This window comes from Ralstonia pickettii (assembly GCF_001699815.1).
GTDB classification, from domain to species: Bacteria; Pseudomonadota; Gammaproteobacteria; order Burkholderiales; family Burkholderiaceae; genus Ralstonia; species Ralstonia thomasii.
In genome coordinates this window covers 229,255-247,042 of record NZ_MCGB01000061.1, presented here as the reverse complement: position 1 = coordinate 247,042, position 17,788 = coordinate 229,255, and the positions used below count along the sequence as shown (strand labels likewise).

Annotated in this window: 17 protein-coding genes; 7 read left to right on the top strand and 10 right to left on the bottom strand. The window is 64.2% G+C overall.

All coding sequences use genetic code 11. From position 1 onward, the window contains the following. Positions 1-10 precede the first annotated feature (10 nt). Positions 11-715 (top strand): monofunctional biosynthetic peptidoglycan transglycosylase, encoded by a 705-nt coding sequence (gene mtgA / locus BEK68_RS11830; protein ID WP_012436427.1) that lies wholly within the window; start codon positions 11-13, stop codon positions 713-715. A gap of 12 nt (positions 716-727) precedes the next feature. Here mtgA and corA read toward each other — a convergent pair whose 3' ends face one another. Beyond that, a complete protein-coding gene (gene corA / locus BEK68_RS11825; protein ID WP_012436426.1) occupies positions 728-1,690 on the bottom strand; it encodes a magnesium/cobalt transporter CorA in 963 nt (320 codons plus the stop codon). Positions 1,691-1,900: 210 nt separating this feature from the next. Between corA and pyrF the strand changes: the two genes are divergently transcribed. After that, positions 1,901-2,716 (top strand): orotidine-5'-phosphate decarboxylase, encoded by an 816-nt coding sequence (pyrF, locus tag BEK68_RS11820; RefSeq protein WP_012436425.1) that lies wholly within the window; start codon positions 1,901-1,903, stop codon positions 2,714-2,716. A gap of 40 nt (positions 2,717-2,756) precedes the next feature. Then, positions 2,757-2,975: a hypothetical protein gene (locus tag BEK68_RS11815; RefSeq protein WP_012436424.1), complete on the top strand. Its 219-nt coding sequence runs from the start codon at positions 2,757-2,759 to the stop codon at positions 2,973-2,975. 1 nt (position 2,976) lies between these two features. Here the strand turns inward: BEK68_RS11815 and BEK68_RS11810 are convergent, their stop codons facing one another. From BEK68_RS11810 to thiL, 3 genes are read right to left on the bottom strand one after another with little or no spacing between them, the layout of a single operon-like run. Further along, a complete protein-coding gene (locus BEK68_RS11810; protein WP_004632926.1) occupies positions 2,977-3,477 on the bottom strand; it encodes a CinA family protein in 501 nt (166 codons plus the stop codon). A 32-nt stretch (positions 3,478-3,509) separates the two neighbouring features. Further along, positions 3,510-4,088 carry a phosphatidylglycerophosphatase A family protein gene (locus tag BEK68_RS11805; protein ID WP_012436423.1) on the bottom strand — a complete coding sequence of 193 codons (579 nt, stop codon included), beginning with the start codon at positions 4,086-4,088 and terminating at the stop codon, positions 3,510-3,512. Further along, positions 4,085-5,170, bottom strand: coding sequence for a thiamine-phosphate kinase (gene thiL, locus BEK68_RS11800; RefSeq protein ID WP_012436422.1), 1,086 nt, complete (start codon positions 5,168-5,170; stop codon positions 4,085-4,087). Before thiL ends, BEK68_RS11805 begins: the two co-directional genes overlap by 4 nt. Positions 5,171-5,331: 161 nt before the next feature. Here thiL and BEK68_RS11795 point away from each other — a divergent pair, with 161 nt between their 5' ends. The 3 genes from BEK68_RS11795 (at position 5,332) to BEK68_RS11785 (ending at position 9,201) form a co-directional block, all read left to right on the top strand. Next, positions 5,332-7,677, top strand: a complete 2,346-nt coding sequence (locus tag BEK68_RS11795; RefSeq protein ID WP_012436421.1) for an NADP-dependent malic enzyme — start codon at positions 5,332-5,334, stop codon at positions 7,675-7,677. Between the two features lie 472 nt (positions 7,678-8,149). After that, the gene (locus tag BEK68_RS11790; protein WP_004632916.1) at positions 8,150-8,581 is read left to right on the top strand and encodes a ribonuclease; all 432 of its coding nucleotides are present in this window, start codon (positions 8,150-8,152) and stop codon (positions 8,579-8,581) included. Continuing rightward, positions 8,578-9,201, top strand: a complete 624-nt coding sequence (locus BEK68_RS11785) for a barstar family protein (RefSeq protein ID WP_004632915.1) — start codon at positions 8,578-8,580, stop codon at positions 9,199-9,201. The genes BEK68_RS11790 and BEK68_RS11785 overlap by 4 nt, the downstream gene beginning before the upstream one ends. A gap of 103 nt (positions 9,202-9,304) precedes the next feature. Here BEK68_RS11785 and araH read toward each other — a convergent pair whose 3' ends face one another. The 6 genes from araH to BEK68_RS11755 are packed head-to-tail and all read right to left on the bottom strand — an operon-like array spanning position 9,305 to position 16,639. Next, on the bottom strand, positions 9,305-10,315 hold the full coding sequence (gene araH / locus BEK68_RS11780) for an L-arabinose ABC transporter permease AraH (protein ID WP_012436420.1): 1,011 nt from the start codon (positions 10,313-10,315) through the stop codon (positions 9,305-9,307). Positions 10,316-10,348: 33 nt separating this feature from the next. Then, complete coding sequence (gene araG / locus BEK68_RS11775; RefSeq protein WP_012436419.1) at positions 10,349-11,878, bottom strand: L-arabinose ABC transporter ATP-binding protein AraG; 1,530 nt, start codon at positions 11,876-11,878, stop codon at positions 10,349-10,351. A 57-nt stretch (positions 11,879-11,935) separates the two neighbouring features. Then, positions 11,936-12,940 (bottom strand): arabinose ABC transporter substrate-binding protein, encoded by a 1,005-nt coding sequence (locus tag BEK68_RS11770; protein WP_012436418.1) that lies wholly within the window; start codon positions 12,938-12,940, stop codon positions 11,936-11,938. Positions 12,941-12,993: 53 nt separating this feature from the next. Further along, positions 12,994-13,932, bottom strand: coding sequence for a Gfo/Idh/MocA family protein (locus BEK68_RS11765; protein WP_012436417.1), 939 nt, complete (start codon positions 13,930-13,932; stop codon positions 12,994-12,996). Positions 13,933-13,934: 2 nt separating this feature from the next. Beyond that, on the bottom strand, positions 13,935-14,876 hold the full coding sequence (locus BEK68_RS11760; protein ID WP_012436416.1) for a dihydrodipicolinate synthase family protein: 942 nt from the start codon (positions 14,874-14,876) through the stop codon (positions 13,935-13,937). A 26-nt stretch (positions 14,877-14,902) separates the two neighbouring features. After that, positions 14,903-16,639 carry an IlvD/Edd family dehydratase gene (locus BEK68_RS11755; protein WP_012436415.1) on the bottom strand — a complete coding sequence of 579 codons (1,737 nt, stop codon included), beginning with the start codon at positions 16,637-16,639 and terminating at the stop codon, positions 14,903-14,905. Positions 16,640-16,838: 199 nt separating this feature from the next. Here BEK68_RS11755 and BEK68_RS11750 point away from each other — a divergent pair, with 199 nt between their 5' ends. Further along, positions 16,839-17,783 (top strand): LysR family transcriptional regulator, encoded by a 945-nt coding sequence (locus BEK68_RS11750; protein ID WP_012436414.1) that lies wholly within the window; start codon positions 16,839-16,841, stop codon positions 17,781-17,783. The last annotated feature ends 5 nt before the right edge of the window (positions 17,784-17,788 follow it).

The following is a 17,788-nucleotide window of genomic DNA, read 5'->3' as shown; positions in this document are numbered from 1 at the left end:
CAGCCCTGCGATGATGCGTTGGTTCGGCTACGTGATCGGCTGCTTCGTTGCGGGCGTGGTCGCACTCAACCTGTACTTCTTCGCTGCCATCGCGAGTTGGCAGGTATTTGATCCGTCGTCTACGAGTTTCATGCGCGCTGAGCGTATGCGCTTGTGCGGCGCCAATGTTTTCACCTGCAAGGTCGACCACCGCTGGGTCAATTACGACCAGATCTCGCGCAACCTCAAACGCGCGGTCATCGCCAGTGAAGACGCGGATTTCGTCTCGCACAGCGGCTGGGAAGTCGACGCCATGCTCGACGCGTGGGAGAAAAACAAGCGGCGCGGCCACGTGGTCGCGGGCGGTTCGACCATCACGCAGCAATTGGCCAAGAACCTGTTCCTCTCGGGCGAACGCCACTACCTGCGCAAGGGCGAAGAACTTGTCATCACGTGGATGCTCGAGTTCTGGCTCGATAAGGAACGCATTCTCGAGATCTATCTGAACTCGGTGGAATGGGGCGAGGGCGTGTTCGGCGCGGAAGCGGCGGCGCAGCATTACTTCAAACGCCCGGCCTCGCAACTCACGGTCGGTCAGGCAGCGCGACTGGCGGCGGCGCTGCCTGCACCGAAGTGCTTCGACAAGAAGAGCTACTGCGCCAACGTGCACGTGAACTTCACGCGCAAGGCCACGGTGATCGCCAACCGCATGGGCTCGGCCACGCTGCCGGATTGACCTCGCAGCGAGCTACTTCAGCCAGCCTTTGCGGCGGAAGTACACCAGCGGAATCGCCGCCGACACCACCATCATCACGATCGCGTACGGGTAGCCTTCAGCCCAGTCCAGCTCCGGCATCACCTTGAAGTTCATGCCGTAGATCGAGGCGATCAGCGTGGGCGGCATCAACGCCACCGACACCACCGAGAACAGCTTGATGATCTTGTTCTGGTTGATGTTGATGAAGCCGACGGTGGCATCCATCAGGAAGTTGACCTTGTCCGACAGGAACGCCGTGTGATTCTCGATGGAATCGATGTCGCGCAGCACCTGGCGCGCTTCGTCCTGCTGATCGGCCGAGAGCAACTGGCTGCGCAGCAGAAATGACACGGCTCGGCGCGTATCCATGACATTGCGGCGGATTCGGCCGTTCAAGTCTTCCACGCGGGCGATGATCTCCAGCACATCGGCGGCGGCAGCATCGGTCACCTCATCGGCCAGCACGCGTCTGCTGGCATCTTCGAGGCGTTCATAGACTTCTTCGATAGAGTCGGCCGAGTATTCCGCATCGGTGGCGTATAGATCCATCAGCACATCCTTGGCGTTGCGCACCGAGCCCGGGCGCAGCCGCGCACGCATGCGCACCAGCCGGAACGCGGGCAGATCTTCGTCGTGGATCGAGAAGAGCACATCCTTGGTCAGCACGAAGGCCACGCGCACGTTGCGCGAGGTTGTTTCTTCGTCGAGCAGGAAATCGGTGCGGATGTGGATGTGGCCGTCTTCGCCTTCGAAGTAGCGGGCGGAGGCTTCCAGGTCGCCCAATTGCTCCAGCTCGGGCAGGACCACGCCGTAGGCTTCCTTGATCCACGCCAGCTCTTCGTCGTCTGGGTCGATCACGTCGATCCAGATCGGCTTGTGCTGCAGCAGTTCACTGCGTTCTTCAACCTGTTCCTGCGCGAGACGACCTTTTTGCACGACGAACAGATTGATCATGGGGTGTTTCCTTGAAGCAGGCGTTGAACGGGCGGCGAAAAATCGCGCCGAGTGTAGCCTAAAGAGCCTGCGGATTCAGCCACAAACGGTGCCTTGGCGCGCACGCGTGGGGCCGATGCCACGTCCGGAAGATGCCGCCACCGGGCCGCCCGACGGGTAAAATGAACGCAAGTCATGCGGCCGTCCGGCCGCTCTCACATTCCCGACACCATGCGATTTACCGAACAACTGGCTGCCGCCTGGCAACGCAACAACTCCCTGCTGTGCGTCGGGCTCGATCCTGACCCGGCACGCCTGCCGGCGTCGCTGACCGGCACGGGCGGAGCGATCTTCTCATTCTGCCGCGCCATCGTGGACGCGACCGCCGACCTTGTCTGCGCGTTCAAGCCGCAGATCGCCTACTTTGCCTCGCAGCGCGCTGAAGACCAGCTCGAGCAGCTCATCAGCTACATCCACGAAGCCTATCCGGGCGTTCCCGTCATTCTTGATGCCAAGCGCGGCGATATCGGCTCAACCGCCGAGCACTACGCCAAGGAAGCCTTCGAGCGCTACCAGGCCGACGCCGTCACCGTCAGCCCGTACATGGGTTTTGACTCGATGCAGCCGTATCTCGCGCACGCCGACAAGGGCGTGATCGTGCTGTGCCGCACGTCCAACGCCGGCGGCAGCGATGTGCAGTTCCTCGAAACCGACGGCCGCCCTGTCTATCAGGTCGTGGCCGAACGTGCGCGCGACGTGTGGAACACCAGCGGCCAGATGGGCCTGGTGGTGGGTGCGACCTTTCCCGAAGAGATTGCCAAGGTGCGGGAGATTGTCGGCGACATGCCGCTGCTGATTCCGGGCGTTGGCGCCCAGGGAGGCGACATCGAAGCCACGGTGCGCGCCGGCCGCACGGCCGACGGTACCGGCATGATGATCAACTCGTCGCGGGCCATTCTCTACGCGAGCACCGACAGCGATTTCGCCGATGCCGCTCGCCGCGTGGCGCTTGCCACCCGAGACCAGATCAACCAGTTCCGCAACTGATCCGCTCTGTCGGTCCGGTTGCGGTAAGAGCGAGGACGCCATGACCACGCATCCGCACGGCCCCGTTGCCGGTACGCACCGGGAAGAGACCGGCAAGGACCCGGACCGCAAGCTCGAGAAAGAGCGCGACGACACCCACCAGCACGAGACGACGCGCCGCGACCATGATCGCGACCGTCGCCACGAGCACGACCACGAACACCAGTCGGAACACGATCACGGAGATCGTCGCCGGCCGGATCATCCCAGCGAGATCTAGATCAGCATTCCGCCGAGTCGAGGAAGTCGAGTACGCCGCGCAGCGCGTGCTCGGCAGCCTGCAGGCGAACCTGCTTGCGATCGCCCTTGAAGTGGCGCGTTTCCACGCGCGTTTGCAGCCGGTTGCTCCAACCAAAGCACACCATGCCGACGGGCTTGTCGGGCGTACCGCCGGTCGGGCCCGCCACACCGGTAATCGCGACGGCCACCTGCGCGCGGCTGTTGAGCACTGCGCCCTCAGCCATGGCATGCGCCACCGGTTCGCTCACGGCGCCATGTTCGCGGATCAGCGCCGCCGGAACGCCCAACATCTGCGATTTCGCTTCGTTGGAATAGACGACGAAGCCGCGCTCAAACCACGCGGAAGAACCCGATACGTCGGTGATGGCGGCGGACACCAGCCCGCCAGTGCACGACTCGGCGGATGCCATCATCAGGCTGCGCTTGTGGAGCGTGTCAGCGACGAGTTCGGCCAATTGGGCCAGGGCGCGGGATTCAGCCATTGCGATACCTTCGAAGCTTCGGTCGTCAAACGTCAAAACGAGCGCCACAGCGCGAACACAAGCAGCGTGTAGAACGCCGCCAAAATGTCATCGACCATCACGCCGTAGCCACCGCGCACGCCGAAGCCCTTGAGCGTGCGGTCGTAATAGCGGATGGGCGCCGGCTTGACCATGTCGAAGAAGCGGAACCACAGGAATGCGGCGAACTGCCCGCCCAGCGTGGTGGGCGTGACAAACGCCAGCACGATCCAAAACGCCACCATCTCGTCCCACACCATGGCGCCGTGGTCTGCCACACCCAGATCGCGTGCGGTGCGGGTGCATGCCCAGATGCCGATCACGAAACCAACGGCCGCGATCAGCAGCCACGTGGGTCCTGAAATCCAGCGCGCCAACACCACATAAATCAGCCAGGCGTACAGTGTGCCGACCGTGCCCGGCAGGATCGGCGATAGGCCCGTGCCGAAGCCGAGCGCGAGAATGCGTGCGGGATGGCCGAACATGAAGCGCGCCGTCGGGCGGCGTACCTGTGCGGCCTGGCCCGCCTCAAGGACGACGGTTTCAGGCTGGCCCGGCGGATTGGAGGGCGGGAAGGGAGCGGAAGACATCATGATGCGGAAGAGAAATGGTCGAAGCTGCCATGCGTGAAGATGACCGGGGCACCTTGGGCATCGACGAGGCGCAAGCCGGTTTCGGCGTCAATGCGGCCGACGCGTGTGACAGCCACCCCCGCACGCTGGCCCGCTGCGATCACAGCGTCGCGAGCATCGGCAGGAGCAGTAAAGCACAGTTCGTAGTCGTCGCCGCCGGCCAGCGTGCATTGCAGCTGAAGCGCCCGGGACTGCGCGGCCAGCGTCGGCGAACGCGGGACATCGTCGACCATGACCGTCGCCCCAACGCGGGATTGCGTGAGGATGTGGCCAAGATCGCCCAACAAGCCGTCCGATACGTCGAGCGCCGCCCGGGCGACACCGCGCAATGCCAGACCGAGTGCCACGCGCGGCGTCGGCATGTCCATGCGTGGCTGCACTTGTGCGAGCGCTTCGGGCGTAAGCGCCCATTCGTTGCGCAGGGCACCCAGCGCGAGTCGCGCATCGCCGACAGTGCCCGAGACCCAGAGGTCATCGCCGGGACGGGCGGCGTCGCGGCGTAATGCCGCAGCGAGGGGGACGTCGCCGAAGACGGTCAGGCTCAGCGTGAGCGGCCCCCGCGTGGTGTCACCGCCAATGAGTTCACAGTGAAAGGCATCCGCCAGGGCGAGCAGGCCTTCGGAAAACGGTTTGAGCCAGGCGGGGTCGGCTTTGGGAAGCGCCACGGCCAGCGTAAAAGCACGTGGCTCCGCACCCATGGCAGCCAGATCCGATAGGTTGACAGCCAGCGCTTTGTGCCCAAGTGCGCGGGGCTCCGCATGGGGAAAAAAGTGACGACCGGCGACCAGCATGTCGGTGGAGATCGCCAATTCGTACCCAGGACGTGGCCCGAGCAAGGCGCAATCGTCGCCCACGCCCAATGTCGCTCTTGGCGTCGGCCGCGTGAAATAACGGCGAATCAGGCCGAATTCGGAGAGGTCTGACGCATCATCAGCGGAGTTGCGGGGTTGGACGGGCTTGGACACGGCAGCGGCGATGGAGGAATATGGGGCAAGCCCGATGGTGCCGTGACGGGACGGTGAAATATTGTAGCGAATGCGCATGGCACTCCCACCCAAAATCCCGTTGTGAGATCGCTTTTCACTATATAAAATGACGGGCCCAAGGAGGCGGACCGTATTCCCGTGGCGCTCGTGAGGGTATCCCGGTGGCCCGCTAGATGCGACGGCCGGCGCGCGCGCTGGCCACCCGATACGAGAGACCCATGACCACGGTGGATACCCAGCCTCAGCAGCCCGCCCGCACGGATGAAGAACTCAAGGCGCAGCAGCGCGCCGCCTTGCGCAAGGCCGCGCTGGAGTACCACGAGTTTCCGACCCCGGGCAAGATTTCCGTCACGCCGACCAAGCCGCTGTCGAACCAGCGCGACCTCGCCCTGGCGTATTCACCGGGTGTTGCCGCCGCCTGTGAAGAGATCGTCGAAGACGTTACCAACTCGTTCCGCTACACCGCCCGCGGCAACCTCGTCGGCGTGGTGACCAACGGTACGGCCGTGCTCGGCCTGGGCGATATCGGCCCGGAAGCCTCGAAGCCGGTCATGGAAGGCAAGGCGGGCCTGTTCAAGAAATTCGCTGGTATCGATGTGTTTGATATCGAGATCAACGAAAAAGACCCCCAAAAGCTTGTCGATATCATCGCCTCGCTGGAGCCGACCTTCGGCGGCATCAACCTCGAAGATATCAAGGCACCGGAGTGCTTCTTCGTCGAGCGCGAACTGCGCAAGCGCATGAAGATCCCCGTCTTCCATGATGACCAGCACGGCACCGCCATCGTCGTGGGCGCAGGCATCACCAATGCGCTCAAGGTGGTCGGCAAGGACATCAAGAAGGTCAAGCTGGTGGCGTCGGGCGCGGGCGCTGCGGCGCTGGCCTGCCTGGACTTGCTGGTCGACCTCGGCCTGCCGCGCGAAAACATCTGGGTGACGGACTTGGCCGGTGTGGTCTACGAAGGCCGTACCGAACTGATGGATCCGGACAAGGCGCACTTCGCACAGAAGACCGATCTGCGTACGTTGGCCGAAGTCATCGATGGCGCTGACATTTTCCTGGGCCTGTCCGCCGCCGGCGTGCTTAAGCAGGACATGGTCAAGAAGATGGCCGACAAGCCGATCATCTTCGCGCTGGCCAATCCGAACCCGGAAATCCTGCCGGAACTGGCCAAGGAAGTGCGCCCGGACGTCATCATGGGCACCGGCCGCACGGATTACCCGAACCAGGTCAACAACGTCCTGTGCTTCCCGTTCATCTTCCGCGGCGCGCTGGATGTGGGCGCGACCACCATCACGCGTGAGATGGAAGTTGCCGCCGTGCACGCCGTGGCTGAACTGGCTCGCCAGGAGCAAAGCGACATCGTCGCTTCCGCCTACGGCATCCAGGACTTGTCGTTCGGCCCCGAATACCTGATCCCGAAGCCCTTCGACCCGCGCCTGATTGTCAAGATCGCGCCGGCCGTGGCGCAGGCGGCCATGCTCTCGGGCGTGGCGCAGCGTCCGATCGAAGACATGGACGCCTACCGCCAGCACCTGCAGCAATTCGTCTACCACTCGGGCACGCTGATGAAGCCGATCTTCTCGGCCGCCCGCAAGGTGCCGATGGAGAACAAGCGCATCATCTTTGCCGAAGGCGAAGAAGAGCGCGTGCTGCGTGCCGTGCAGATCGTTGTGGATGAAAAGCTCGCCAGCCCGATCCTGATCGGCCGCCCGAGCGTGATTGCCCACCGCATCGAACGCTTCGGCCTGCGTCTGCGTGAAGGCGTGGATTTCACCGTGGTGAACCCCGAGCACGACGAGCGCTTCCGCGACTACTGGGAAACGTACTACAAGCTGATGGCGCGCAAGGGCGTGACGCCGCAGTACGCGAAGCTGGAAGTGCGCCGCCGTTCGACGCTGATCGGCGCCGTCATGATCCACAAGGGCGAAGCCGACGGCATGATTTGCGGCACGGTCAGCACCACCGCTGCGCACCTGCGCTACATCGACCAGGTCATCGGTGGCACGAACTGCGTGTACGCCGCCATGAACGGTCTGGTCCTGCCTGGCCGTCAGATCTTCTTGACAGATACGCACGTCAATATCGACCCCACTGCCGAGCAACTGGCCGAGATCACCATCATGGCCGCCGAGGAACTGTGCCGCTTCGGCATCAAGCCAAAGGTTGCGCTGATGTCGCACTCGAACTTCGGTTCGTCGGAGGCGCCTTCTGCCGTCAAGATGCGCGAAACGCTGGCTATCCTGCGCGAACGCGCCCCGAACCTGGAAGTGGACGGTGAGATGCATGGCGACGCCGCGCTCGACGAGAAGCTGCGGGACTCGCTGGTGCCGGATTCGACGCTCAAGGGCGAAGCCAACCTGTTGGTCATGCCGAATATCGATGCCGCCAACATCGCCTATAACCTGCTGAAGGCGGCCGCCGGCAACAACATCGCCATCGGCCCGATCCTGCTGGGCGCAAAAAAGCCGGTGCACATCCTCACGCCGTCGGCAACGGTGCGACGTATCCTCAACATGACGGCCCTGACCGTTGTGGATGCCGCTGCACAAGCGCAACGCTGATCGCCACTGCACTGGAAAAGGGAGCGCACGATGCTGCGCTCCCTTTTTTAATTCACTAAGTTTGCGTGTGCTTACATTTCTTAAGACGTAATAGCCATATCAAAAAACCCTTCAGGCTTTCACCGTCGGTTGATTGTTGTCATCGATGAGCGTACCCTTATGGGCTGAAGGGGTGCTTCTGAGCACATGAGGTCTGATCCGGGCCAGACGGGTTCAAAAAGGCGGTTTTCCGTACACACGTCTGACAGGGTCGCCTTATTCGGTGCGCGCAATGGGTAGGTTTTTGCAGGCGGAAGGATTCCCCAAGTCTTCGGCAGTCGCCCGACTTGTCATTTCCTGCCAGGCCTCTCGCGCATTGAGCCGCTTCGCTTTCAGCTGCAAACCGGCTGTCCGGATCGTTATTGGACGGCCACCTGCGCTTGTGACCTGCGCCGGGCTCCGGTCGGCGCGATTCTCCCGTTAGGGCCTGCTGATGACAAAGCGACTTGGAGCGTGGATCGGCCGCTCCGTATCTCAGGCGATGGCGCGTGGCGCGCTTGCGGCAACGCTTGCGTTGTCGGTGGCCGGCTTGCCGACCAATGCGGTCGCCCGGGACACCTCCGGCATGGCTGCCGCCGTGGGAACCATTCGCCCGGCAGACCTGCCCAACGAGGCGCAGCGCACGCTGGCACTGATCGAGCAGGGCGGTCCGTTCCCCTATGCCAAAGACGGCATCACGTTCGGCAACTATGAACGGCGTTTGCCTGCCCAGCGGCGTGGCTATTACCACGAGTACACCGTGAAGACGCGGGGGGCTCGCAACCGCGGCGCCCGACGCATCATCTGCGGCGGCGACCAGCAAGCGGCCAACGACTGCTACTACACGGAAGATCACTACAACAGTTTTCAACGGATACAGCGATGACGACCAACATGTTTGGGCTGGACGACTCGCTCACCGCACGCGATGAGCGCGTGGCCCGCGATGCGTGGCACAAGGCGCAAAATCTGTACGACGGTGTGGTCGGGATGCAAGCCCTGGGCGCACGCGTCGGGGGGGCGACCAAGTTGCCTCAAAGTGCACCGCAGAACATCATGACGCAGGACAACACTCAGACGGACGACGACGGAGGTCGCGAAGACGCCATGAACCTCTTCAAGACGGTGCGTCCGAATATCGTGCAGTCGATCCGCGCGTTCCGCGTGGCGGATCTGGCCGAGTCGGCGGCCAGCCTTGGCCAGCATTTCCTGTACGCCAACTGCGCGGCTGCGACCACCAAGAGCGAAGTGCTCGACGTGATTGCGCGTGAGTTCCTGTTCCCGAAGCATTTTGGCAAGAACTTCGATGCCCTGGCCGACTGCCTGACCGACATGATCTACAAGGCCGGCCCGCAACCGGGTTTTGTGATCGTGCTTGAGGGCCTGCCGTGCCAGCCGAAGTTCGACAAGGAAGCGCGTGAAGTGCTGCTCGACGTGTTCCGCGACGCGGCCGAATTCTGGGCCGAGCGCAAGGTTCAGTTCCGCGTGTTCTATTCGTTCGCTTGAACTTGCTCGTCTGCCGGACAATCGGCGTTAAATGAAAAGCCCGCACTTGCGGGCTTTTTTGTTGCCGTATGAAGACCGACCGGCCTGTCAACTCGCCGGCCTGTCAACTCGCCCGCTTATTGCGGCGAATGCGGTCGAACCACACCGCCAGCAGCAGAATGCCGCCGCGGATCAGGTACTGATAGAACGTCGGCACGTTCATCAGGCTCATTGCGTTCTGCACCGACCCCATGATGAGAACGCCGACCAGCACACCGGACACGGTTGCCACTCCGCCCGTGAGTGAAACCCCACCCAGCACGCAGGCCGAGATCACGCCCAGCTCAAGCCCGACCGATGTTTTCGGATCGCCCAGGCTCATGCGCGAGGCCAGCATCACGCCGGCAAAGCCTGTCACTAGACCTTGCAAGACGAACACGGCGATCTTGATGCGCGTCACCGGTAGGCCAGCAAGCAGTGCGGCCTCTTCATTGCCCCCGACGGCGAGCACGTTCTTGCCGAATACCGTCTTCTTGAGCAGGAAACCGAACGCCGCGAAGCCGACGATGTTGCTCCAGATCGGGTACGAGATGCCGAGGAATGACCCGCCGCCCAGGTCGAAGAAGCGCTCTTCGGAAATCATTACCGCGTCGCCGTTGGAGGTGATGAAGGCGAGCCCGCGCACGACTTCCATCATGGCGAGCGTGACGATCAACGAGTTGATCTGGTAGCGCGCCACCAGCACGCCGTTGACGAGCCCGACCACGCCGCCGGCCAGCACGCCGGCCCCGACGCCAAGCACCACGCTGTGCGTTGCGGTGATGAGCGTGGAGGCCACCACGCCCGCGAACGCGACGATGGAGGCAACGGACAAGTCCACTTCGCCGAGTGCGAGGACGAACATCATCGTGACCGAGATCGAGCCGATCAAGGTGACGGACAGCAGCAAGCCCTGGATGTTGCGGCTGCTGACGAAGCCCGGCACCGTGAACGCTAGCGCGGTGAACAGCAAGAGGAACACTACGACGATGCCCGATCGGTTGACCAGCTCCCAGGTGAGGGTGGCGCGGCTGGGAATGCCCGGGGCGGCCAGTGGCGGGCCGCCCGGCACGGATTCGGTGGATGGCGTTTGCATAGGATCGGTTTCCATGAGGGCGTGGATCGCGCGCTAGCGCGGCAGCGCTAGTTTGATGAGGGTGTCGGGCGAGGCGTGCTCTCGGGGCAGATCGCCGACGATGCGGCCCTGCTTCATCACGAGCACTCGGTCTGCCACGCCGATGACTTCGGCCAGATCGCTCGACACCACGATGACGGTGCGGCCCGTCTCGGCGAGGCCGTAGAGCAGGCTGTAGATTTCGCTGCGGGCGCCGACGTCGATGCCGCGTGTGGGCTCGTCCATCAGGAAGACGTCAATGTCCTCGGCCAGCCAGCGCGAGAGGATCACCTTCTGCTGGTTGCCGCCCGAGAGCTTGCCGATGGGCGTCTCGCCGTTGCGTGTCTTGATGGCGAGCTTGTCGATGAACGACTTCGTGGTCCGCGCTTCCTGCCGGTTGTTCAGCACGCTGAAGCGGCTGAAGTGGCGCCGGCAACTGATGTTCAGGTTGTCCGAGACCGAGGCGATGGCAACGATGCCTTCCTGCTTGCGGTCTTCCGGGCAGAGCGCAACACCCGCGCGCACCGCATCGCGCGGTGTGTTGAACTGGACGCGCTTGCCGTTGAGGCGGACCTCGCCCGCTGTGGGTCCGACTGCGCCGTAAAGCAGCTTCATCAGCTCCGAGCGTCCCGCGCCGACCAGCCCGAAAAAGCCGACGATTTCTCCTGCATGCGCCCGGAACGTTGCGGGTTCAGTCAAGCCTGGCCCCATCAAGCCGCGTACGTCGATCTTCACCCCACCGAGCGGGCGCGGCTTGTAGCCGTACACGTCCTGGATCGAGCGGCCGACCATGCAGCGGATCAGCCGTTCGCGGTCGAGGCTCGCCCCGGCGTTGAACGTGTCAATGTGCCGGCCGTCACGGAATACGGTCACGCGATCGCACAGTTCGTACACCTCTTCCATGCGGTGCGTGACGTAGATGACCGCGCGGCCCTCGGCCTTGAGCGCGCGGATGATGCGGAACAACTGTGCCGTCTCCCGCGAGGAGAGCGAACTCGTTGGTTCGTCGAACGCGATCACGCGCGCGTCGCGCATCAGCGCCTTGCCGATCTCGATCATCTGGCGCTGGCCGATCGATAGATGCTTGACCGGTTGCGCCGGATCGAGCTTCTCGCCCAGCCGTTCGAGTTCGCGCAGCGCACGGGTGATCAGCGTCTTCTCGTCGAGCACGCCAAAGCGGTTGGGCAGCGCGCCGAGCATCAGGTTTTCCGCCACCGTCAGTTCCGGCACGAGGTGCAGTTCCTGATAGATGATCGCGATGCCCGCCGTAATGGCCGCGCGCGTGTTCGTGAACTGCTGCGGCACGCCATCGAGCGACAGCGTGCCAACCTCCGGCTGGTTGACGCCCGACAGCACTTTGAGCAGCGTCGACTTGCCCGCGCCGTTCTCGCCCATCAGGCCGTGCACCTCGCCGCGGCGGATGTCGAGCGAGACATGGTCGAGCGCCAGCACGCCAGGAAAGCGCACGGTGATGCCGTCGAGCTTCAGATAGGCGTCAGCGGAAGCGTCGGGCGGGCCGCTCTCATCAAGTGATTGGACTGTCATCGATTGCTCTTTGCGGATGCGCGTGGGGCGCGGGACCGGCCCGCGCCGCGCGTTGCATCAAATGCCCAGTTCCTTGCGCACTTCCTGCCAATTGCCGCGCACCATCAGCTTGCCGGTGGTTTGCGTATCGGCCGGCGGTTGCTTGCCCGTCTTGATCCACTCGACAAGGTTTGCCGCGCTGTCCTTTCCGTGGTTGGTCGAGCTGACGGCAATCGTGCCGAAGAAGCCTGTCGGCTCCTTCTTCTGGAACTCGGCAAACGCCTCGCCCGCCCCGTTGATGCCGACGCCGATCACATCGGCGGCCGGAATGTGCAGTTGCTCGGTGGCGCGCACGCCGCCCAGCACGCTCTCTTCATTGAGCGCGAAGATCACCCATTTCTTGATGCCCGCATGCTGCGCCAGCACCGGCGACGCCGCATTGAAGCCGCCCGCGTCGTCGGTTGTCTTTTGCGGCGCGTCGAAGATGTTCTCTTTCTTGAAGCCGCCGGCCAGCAGCGTCTGCGTGGCGCCGTCGGTGCGCAGCTTGGCGGTCGGTAACTCGTAATTGGTGATGCGCAGCGCGCCCACTTCCTCGGGCTTCCAGCCGCGGCGCTTCATCTCGTCGGAGATGGCCTGGCCGACCTGGTTGCCGATCTTGAACGCCGACATGCCCAGATGCGGCACGTTGGCCAGCGGCTTGCCGGACGAGTCGACGAGCTGATCGTCAACCGTGACGAACTTCATGTTGTAGTGCTTGGCGCGTGCGGAGATGGCCGGCCCCAAGCGCACGTCCGGTGCGCAGATGACGAAGCCCTTCGCACCTTGCGCGCCCAGGTTGTCGATGGCGGACAGCACCTTTTCGCCATCGGGCGTGCCGATGTTCACCACCGAAAAGCCGTCCTTCTTGCCAAGTTCGGTGGCAGCCTTCTGCTCGTTGATGAACCAGGCCTGCTCCGGCATCTTGACCAGGAAGCCGATCTTGAGCGGCTCGTCGGCGTGGGCGGGCAGGGTGGCGGCCAGCGGCCCCAGGCACAAGGTGGCTGCCAGGGCGGACAGGGTCAGCCGGCGAAGTTTGCGTTGCATGGTTGTCTCCTCGTTGGAATGGCTCTGATGGCACTACGTGGGTCGGGCGTGCTTCACGGCACGAACGGATCAATCAGATGGCGCCGACCGAGCAGCATGGCGTCGGCCACGTGCTGAAGCGGGCGGACATCCACATCGCTTTCGCCGCTGGCGATCAGTTCGAGAAAGCGGGTGTACAGGCTCGGGTATTCGCGTTCGGGGCCGACGTCGATCTCCGCGCCGTCGATGGTCAATTGCTTGCCGCCCTGGGCGAGCCGCAGGGTGCCGTCGCTCGTGGTCACACCGATCTGCCAGAGTTCGCCTGCGTCATGGCGCCAGTCGAATTCCGCTGCGATGGCAGTGCCGCGTTCATCGGTGAATGCGAGGTGGGCGGCAATCGGCGTCTGCTGATTGGCGGGCACCCACAGGTTGGCCGACGTCAGAAAGAACGCATGCGGCAGGATGCGGGTCAGGATCGATAGCGCGTTGATGCCCGGGTCGAACACGCCAAGGCCGCCGGGCTCCCAGATCCATGCCTGGTTCGGGTGCCAGCGGCGTACATCTTCTTTCCATTGCACGTTGACCGAGACGATGGCGCGGCTTGCAAGCCACTCCCGAGCAACCTCGACGCCAGGCGCGTGGCGCGAGTGCCAGGAGGCGAACAATGTGCAGCGATGCTTTCGCGCCAGTTCAGCGAGGATCGCCACTTCCGAGACGCTGGCACCGGGAGGCTTCTCCAGCATCACGTGCTTGCCCGCAGCGAGCGCCGCGCGGGCCTGGGCAAACCGCACCTGCGGCGGTGTGCACAGCGAGACCGCCTGCAATGCGCGTTCGTCTGCCAGCATGGCCTCGAGCGTCGTGTAATGCGGCAGGCCGTCAATGCGCGAATGCGGGCTCGCGCAGGCCGCAAGCGTGAAGCCCGGCTGCGCGGCAAGCGCCGGCAGATGCTGGTCGCGCGCGATCTTGCCAACGCCGACAATGCCGATCGCAACGGGGGAACGGTCACCGTGCATGGCTATCGCCCCCAGCGCAAGACCAGCGGGTCAAGCCGCCGGGCAATGTCGATCAGGCCCCGGCGCGTATCTGGATGCATCGGTGGCAACGGATGGCGCGATGCCTCGCAGGCGATCACGCCGCCTTCCTTCATCAACGCCTTGGCGGCCAGGATGCCGGCCTGCCGGTTCTCGTGATTGATGAGCGGCAACCAGCGTTGGTACAGATCGAAGGCGAGATCGTGCTGCCCTTGGGCGTGCGCCTCGATGATCGGCCGGATCCCGTCGGGATACGCGCCGCCGGTCATGCTGCCCGTGGCGCCAGCATCGAGATCGGCCAGCAGCGTAATGGCTTCTTCGCCGTCCCAGGGGCCTTCGATGGCGTCGCCGCCGAGGCGGATCAGTTCGCGCAGCTTGGCCGCCGCACCGGGCGTTTCGATCTTGAAGTAGGCGACCTGCTCGATTTCGCGGGCCACGCGCGCGAGGAACGCCGCTGAGAGCACCGTGCCGCTGGCCGGCGCGTCCTGAATCATGATCGGAATGCCCACCGCATCCGACACGCGCGCAGAGAATTCGTAGATCTGCGCTTCGGGCACGCGGAAGGTGGCGCCGTGGTAGGGCGGCATCACCATCAGCATGGCGGCGCCCATGTCCTGCGCACGGCGGCTGCGTTGCGTGCAGACCTGCGTGCTGTAGTGCGACGTGGTCACGATCACCGGTACGCGGCCCGCCACGTGTTCCAGCGCGGTGCGGGTGAGCACCTCGCGTTCGTCGTCCGACAGCGAGAATTGCTCGGAGAAATTGGCCAGGATGCACAGGCCATCGGAGCCTGCATCGATCATGAAATCGATCGCACGCTTCTGGCTGGCAAGGTCGAGTTCGCCAGTTTCCGTGAACGTGGTGGGCACCACCGGGAAGATGCCGCGATAGCGCGGTGCGTGCGCGGCGGGTTGATCAATCGGCAAAGCCAGTCTCCTACGCGTGTGTCGATTCAGTGCGAATGGCGCGGCACGGCGGCGCCACGGCAGCCGACCAGGAAATCGAGGTCGCAGCCCTCGTCGGCCTGCAATACGTGGTTGACGTACAGGCGCTGGTAGCCACCGCCTTCACCATGGGAGCGCGGCGCCTGATAGGCGGCCATGCGACGCGCAAGTTCGGCGTCGTCGATGTCCAGGTGCAGCGTGCCGGCTTCGCAGTCGAGTTCGATCCAGTCGCCGTCCTGCACCGCGGCCAGCGGGCCGCCGGCCGCCGCTTCGGGCGCGACGTGCAGCACGACTGTTCCGTAGGCCGTGCCGCTCATGCGCGCGTCGGAAATGCGGACCATATCCTTTACGCCCTGGCGCAGCAGCTTGGGCGGCAGGCCCATGTTTCCGACCTCGGCCATGCCCGGGTAGCCCTTCGGCCCGCAGTTCTTCATCACCAGCACGGAGCTGGCATCCACGTCCAGCGCTTCATCGACGATGCGTTCCTTGTAGTGTTCGAGGTTTTCGAACACGACCGCACGGCCGCGATGCCGCAGCAATTCCGGACTGGCGGCCGATGGCTTGAGCACCGCACCGCGCGGCGCGAGGTTGCCGCGCAGCACCCGAATGCCGCCATCGTCGATCAGCGGGTTGGTGAGCGGGCGGATGACTTCATCGTCGGTGATGGGCGCGCTCTTGACGTTCTCCCACAGCGTCTTGCCGTTGACCGTCAACGCATCGGGGTGCGGCAGCAAGTCTGCTTCACCGAGGCGGCGCAGCACTGCGGGCAGGCCGCCGGCGTAATAGAACTCCTCCATCAGGAAGCGTCCCGAGGGCATCAGGTCGACGATGGTCGGTGTGTCCCGGCCGATGCGTGACCAGTCTTCCAGCTCAAGCGGCACGCCAATGCGCCCGGCAATCGCCTTGAGGTGGATCACCGCGTTGGTCGAGCCACCAATGGCCGCGTTGACACGGATGGCGTTTTCGAACGCGGCGCGCGTGAGGATCTTGGACAGCGTCAGCCCCTGCAGCGCCATATCGACGATGCGGATACCTGACATATGCGCAAGCACGTAGCGCCGCGCATCCACCGCGGGAATGGCCGCGTTGTGCGGCAGCGATGTGCCGAGCGCTTCCGCCATGCATGCCATGGTGGACGCCGTGCCCATCGTGTTGCACGTGCCGGCCGAGCGTGACATCCCGGCTTCCGCCGACAGGAAGTGATGCAGGTCGATCTCGCCCGCCTTGAGCGATTCGTGCAACTGCCACACCGCCGTGCCCGAGCCGATGTTCTTGCCGTCGAGCTTGCCGTTGAGCATCGGCCCGCCCGTCACGACGATCGCCGGCACGTCGCAGCTGGCTGCGCCCATCAGCAGGGCGGGCGTGGTCTTGTCGCAGCCGGTGAGCAGCACCACCGCGTCGATCGGGTTGCCGCGAATCGCCTCTTCCACATCCATGGCCGCAAGGTTGCGCGTGAGCATGGCGGTCGGGCGCAGGTTCGATTCGCCGTTGGAGAACACCGGAAACTCCACCGGAAAGCCGCCCGCCTCGTAAATGCCGCGCTTGACGTGTTCGGCCAGCTTGCGGAAATGCGCGTTGCACGGCGTCAGCTCCGACCAGGTATTGCAGATGCCGATGATCGGGCGGCCGTCGAATTCGTGGTCGGGGATGCCCTGGTTCTTCATCCAGCTTCGATACATGAAGCCGTTTTTATCGGCAGTGCCGAACCATTGGGCCGAGCGCAGCTTGGGTTTCGATTCCGACATGGGTGCGTGTGTCACGGACGTGGTTGTCGAGGCGCGCGCGTCGACCGCAGCGCGGCACTCGCAGGGCGCGCGGCACGTCCGTTGTCTCCGGTGTGGTTGTGGTTTTTTGATCGGACCGAGTGTACGGAGCGCCCTGATATCCTTCCAATGAAATATTGGCCGCGACCGATATCCGATTTGATATCCCGAGGAAGACCCGATGTCGAACAGCCCCTGGTATGTCCGTGCGCGCCTGAAGACGCGGCAATTGCTGTTGCTGATTGCCCTTGCCGAGGAGGGCAACATCCACCGGGCGGCCGCCGCGCTCAACATGACGCAGCCCGCCGCCTCCAAGCTGCTGCGCGAGCTGGAGGCCATGCTGGATGTGCAACTGTTTGAGCGCATGCCGCGCGGCATGCGGCCCACGCGCTATGGCGACGCGCTGATCCGCCACGCGCGCGCAGTCGTCGGCAGCCTGGACCAGGCGCAGGAGGAAGTGCTCGGGCTCAAGGCGGGACACCTCGGGCACGTGGCGGTGGGCACCATCACCTCGCCGGGCGTGCGGCTGTTGCCGCCGGTGGTGGCGCAGATCACGCGCGAGCATCCGGGGCTGCGGGTGTCGCTGGAAATCGAAAGCAGCAACGTGTTGTTGGAACGACTGGCGCAGGACAAGCTCGACCTGGTGGTCGGTCGCCTGTTTGCCGAGCACGACAAGCTGCATCTGCGCTACGAGCCGCTGGCCGACGAACCGGTGGTTGCGGTGGCGCGGCCGGGGCATCCGCTGCTGGCAGAACCGTCGCTGACCTTGGCCGATGTGCAGCCGGCCACCTGGGTGGTGCCACCCATCGGCAGCGTTCTGCGCCACCGGTTCGATTTGATGTTCCAGCGGGAGAGCCTGACAGCGCCGTCCAGCGTGGTGGAAACCTCCGCGTTGCTGTTCCTGACGCGCATCCTTGAGCAGAGCGACATGCTGGCCGTGATCGGCACCGACGTCGCGCAGTACTACGCGTCGTATCGGATGCTGGCGATTCTTCCGATAGCGATGCCGTGCCAGATGGACGATTTCGGCATCATCACGCGCACCGACCGGTTGCTGTCTCCGGCTGCGCTGCATGTGGTGCAGGCGCTGCACGAAGCAGGCCGAATGGCCTACAGCGCGGGTTGAATGCC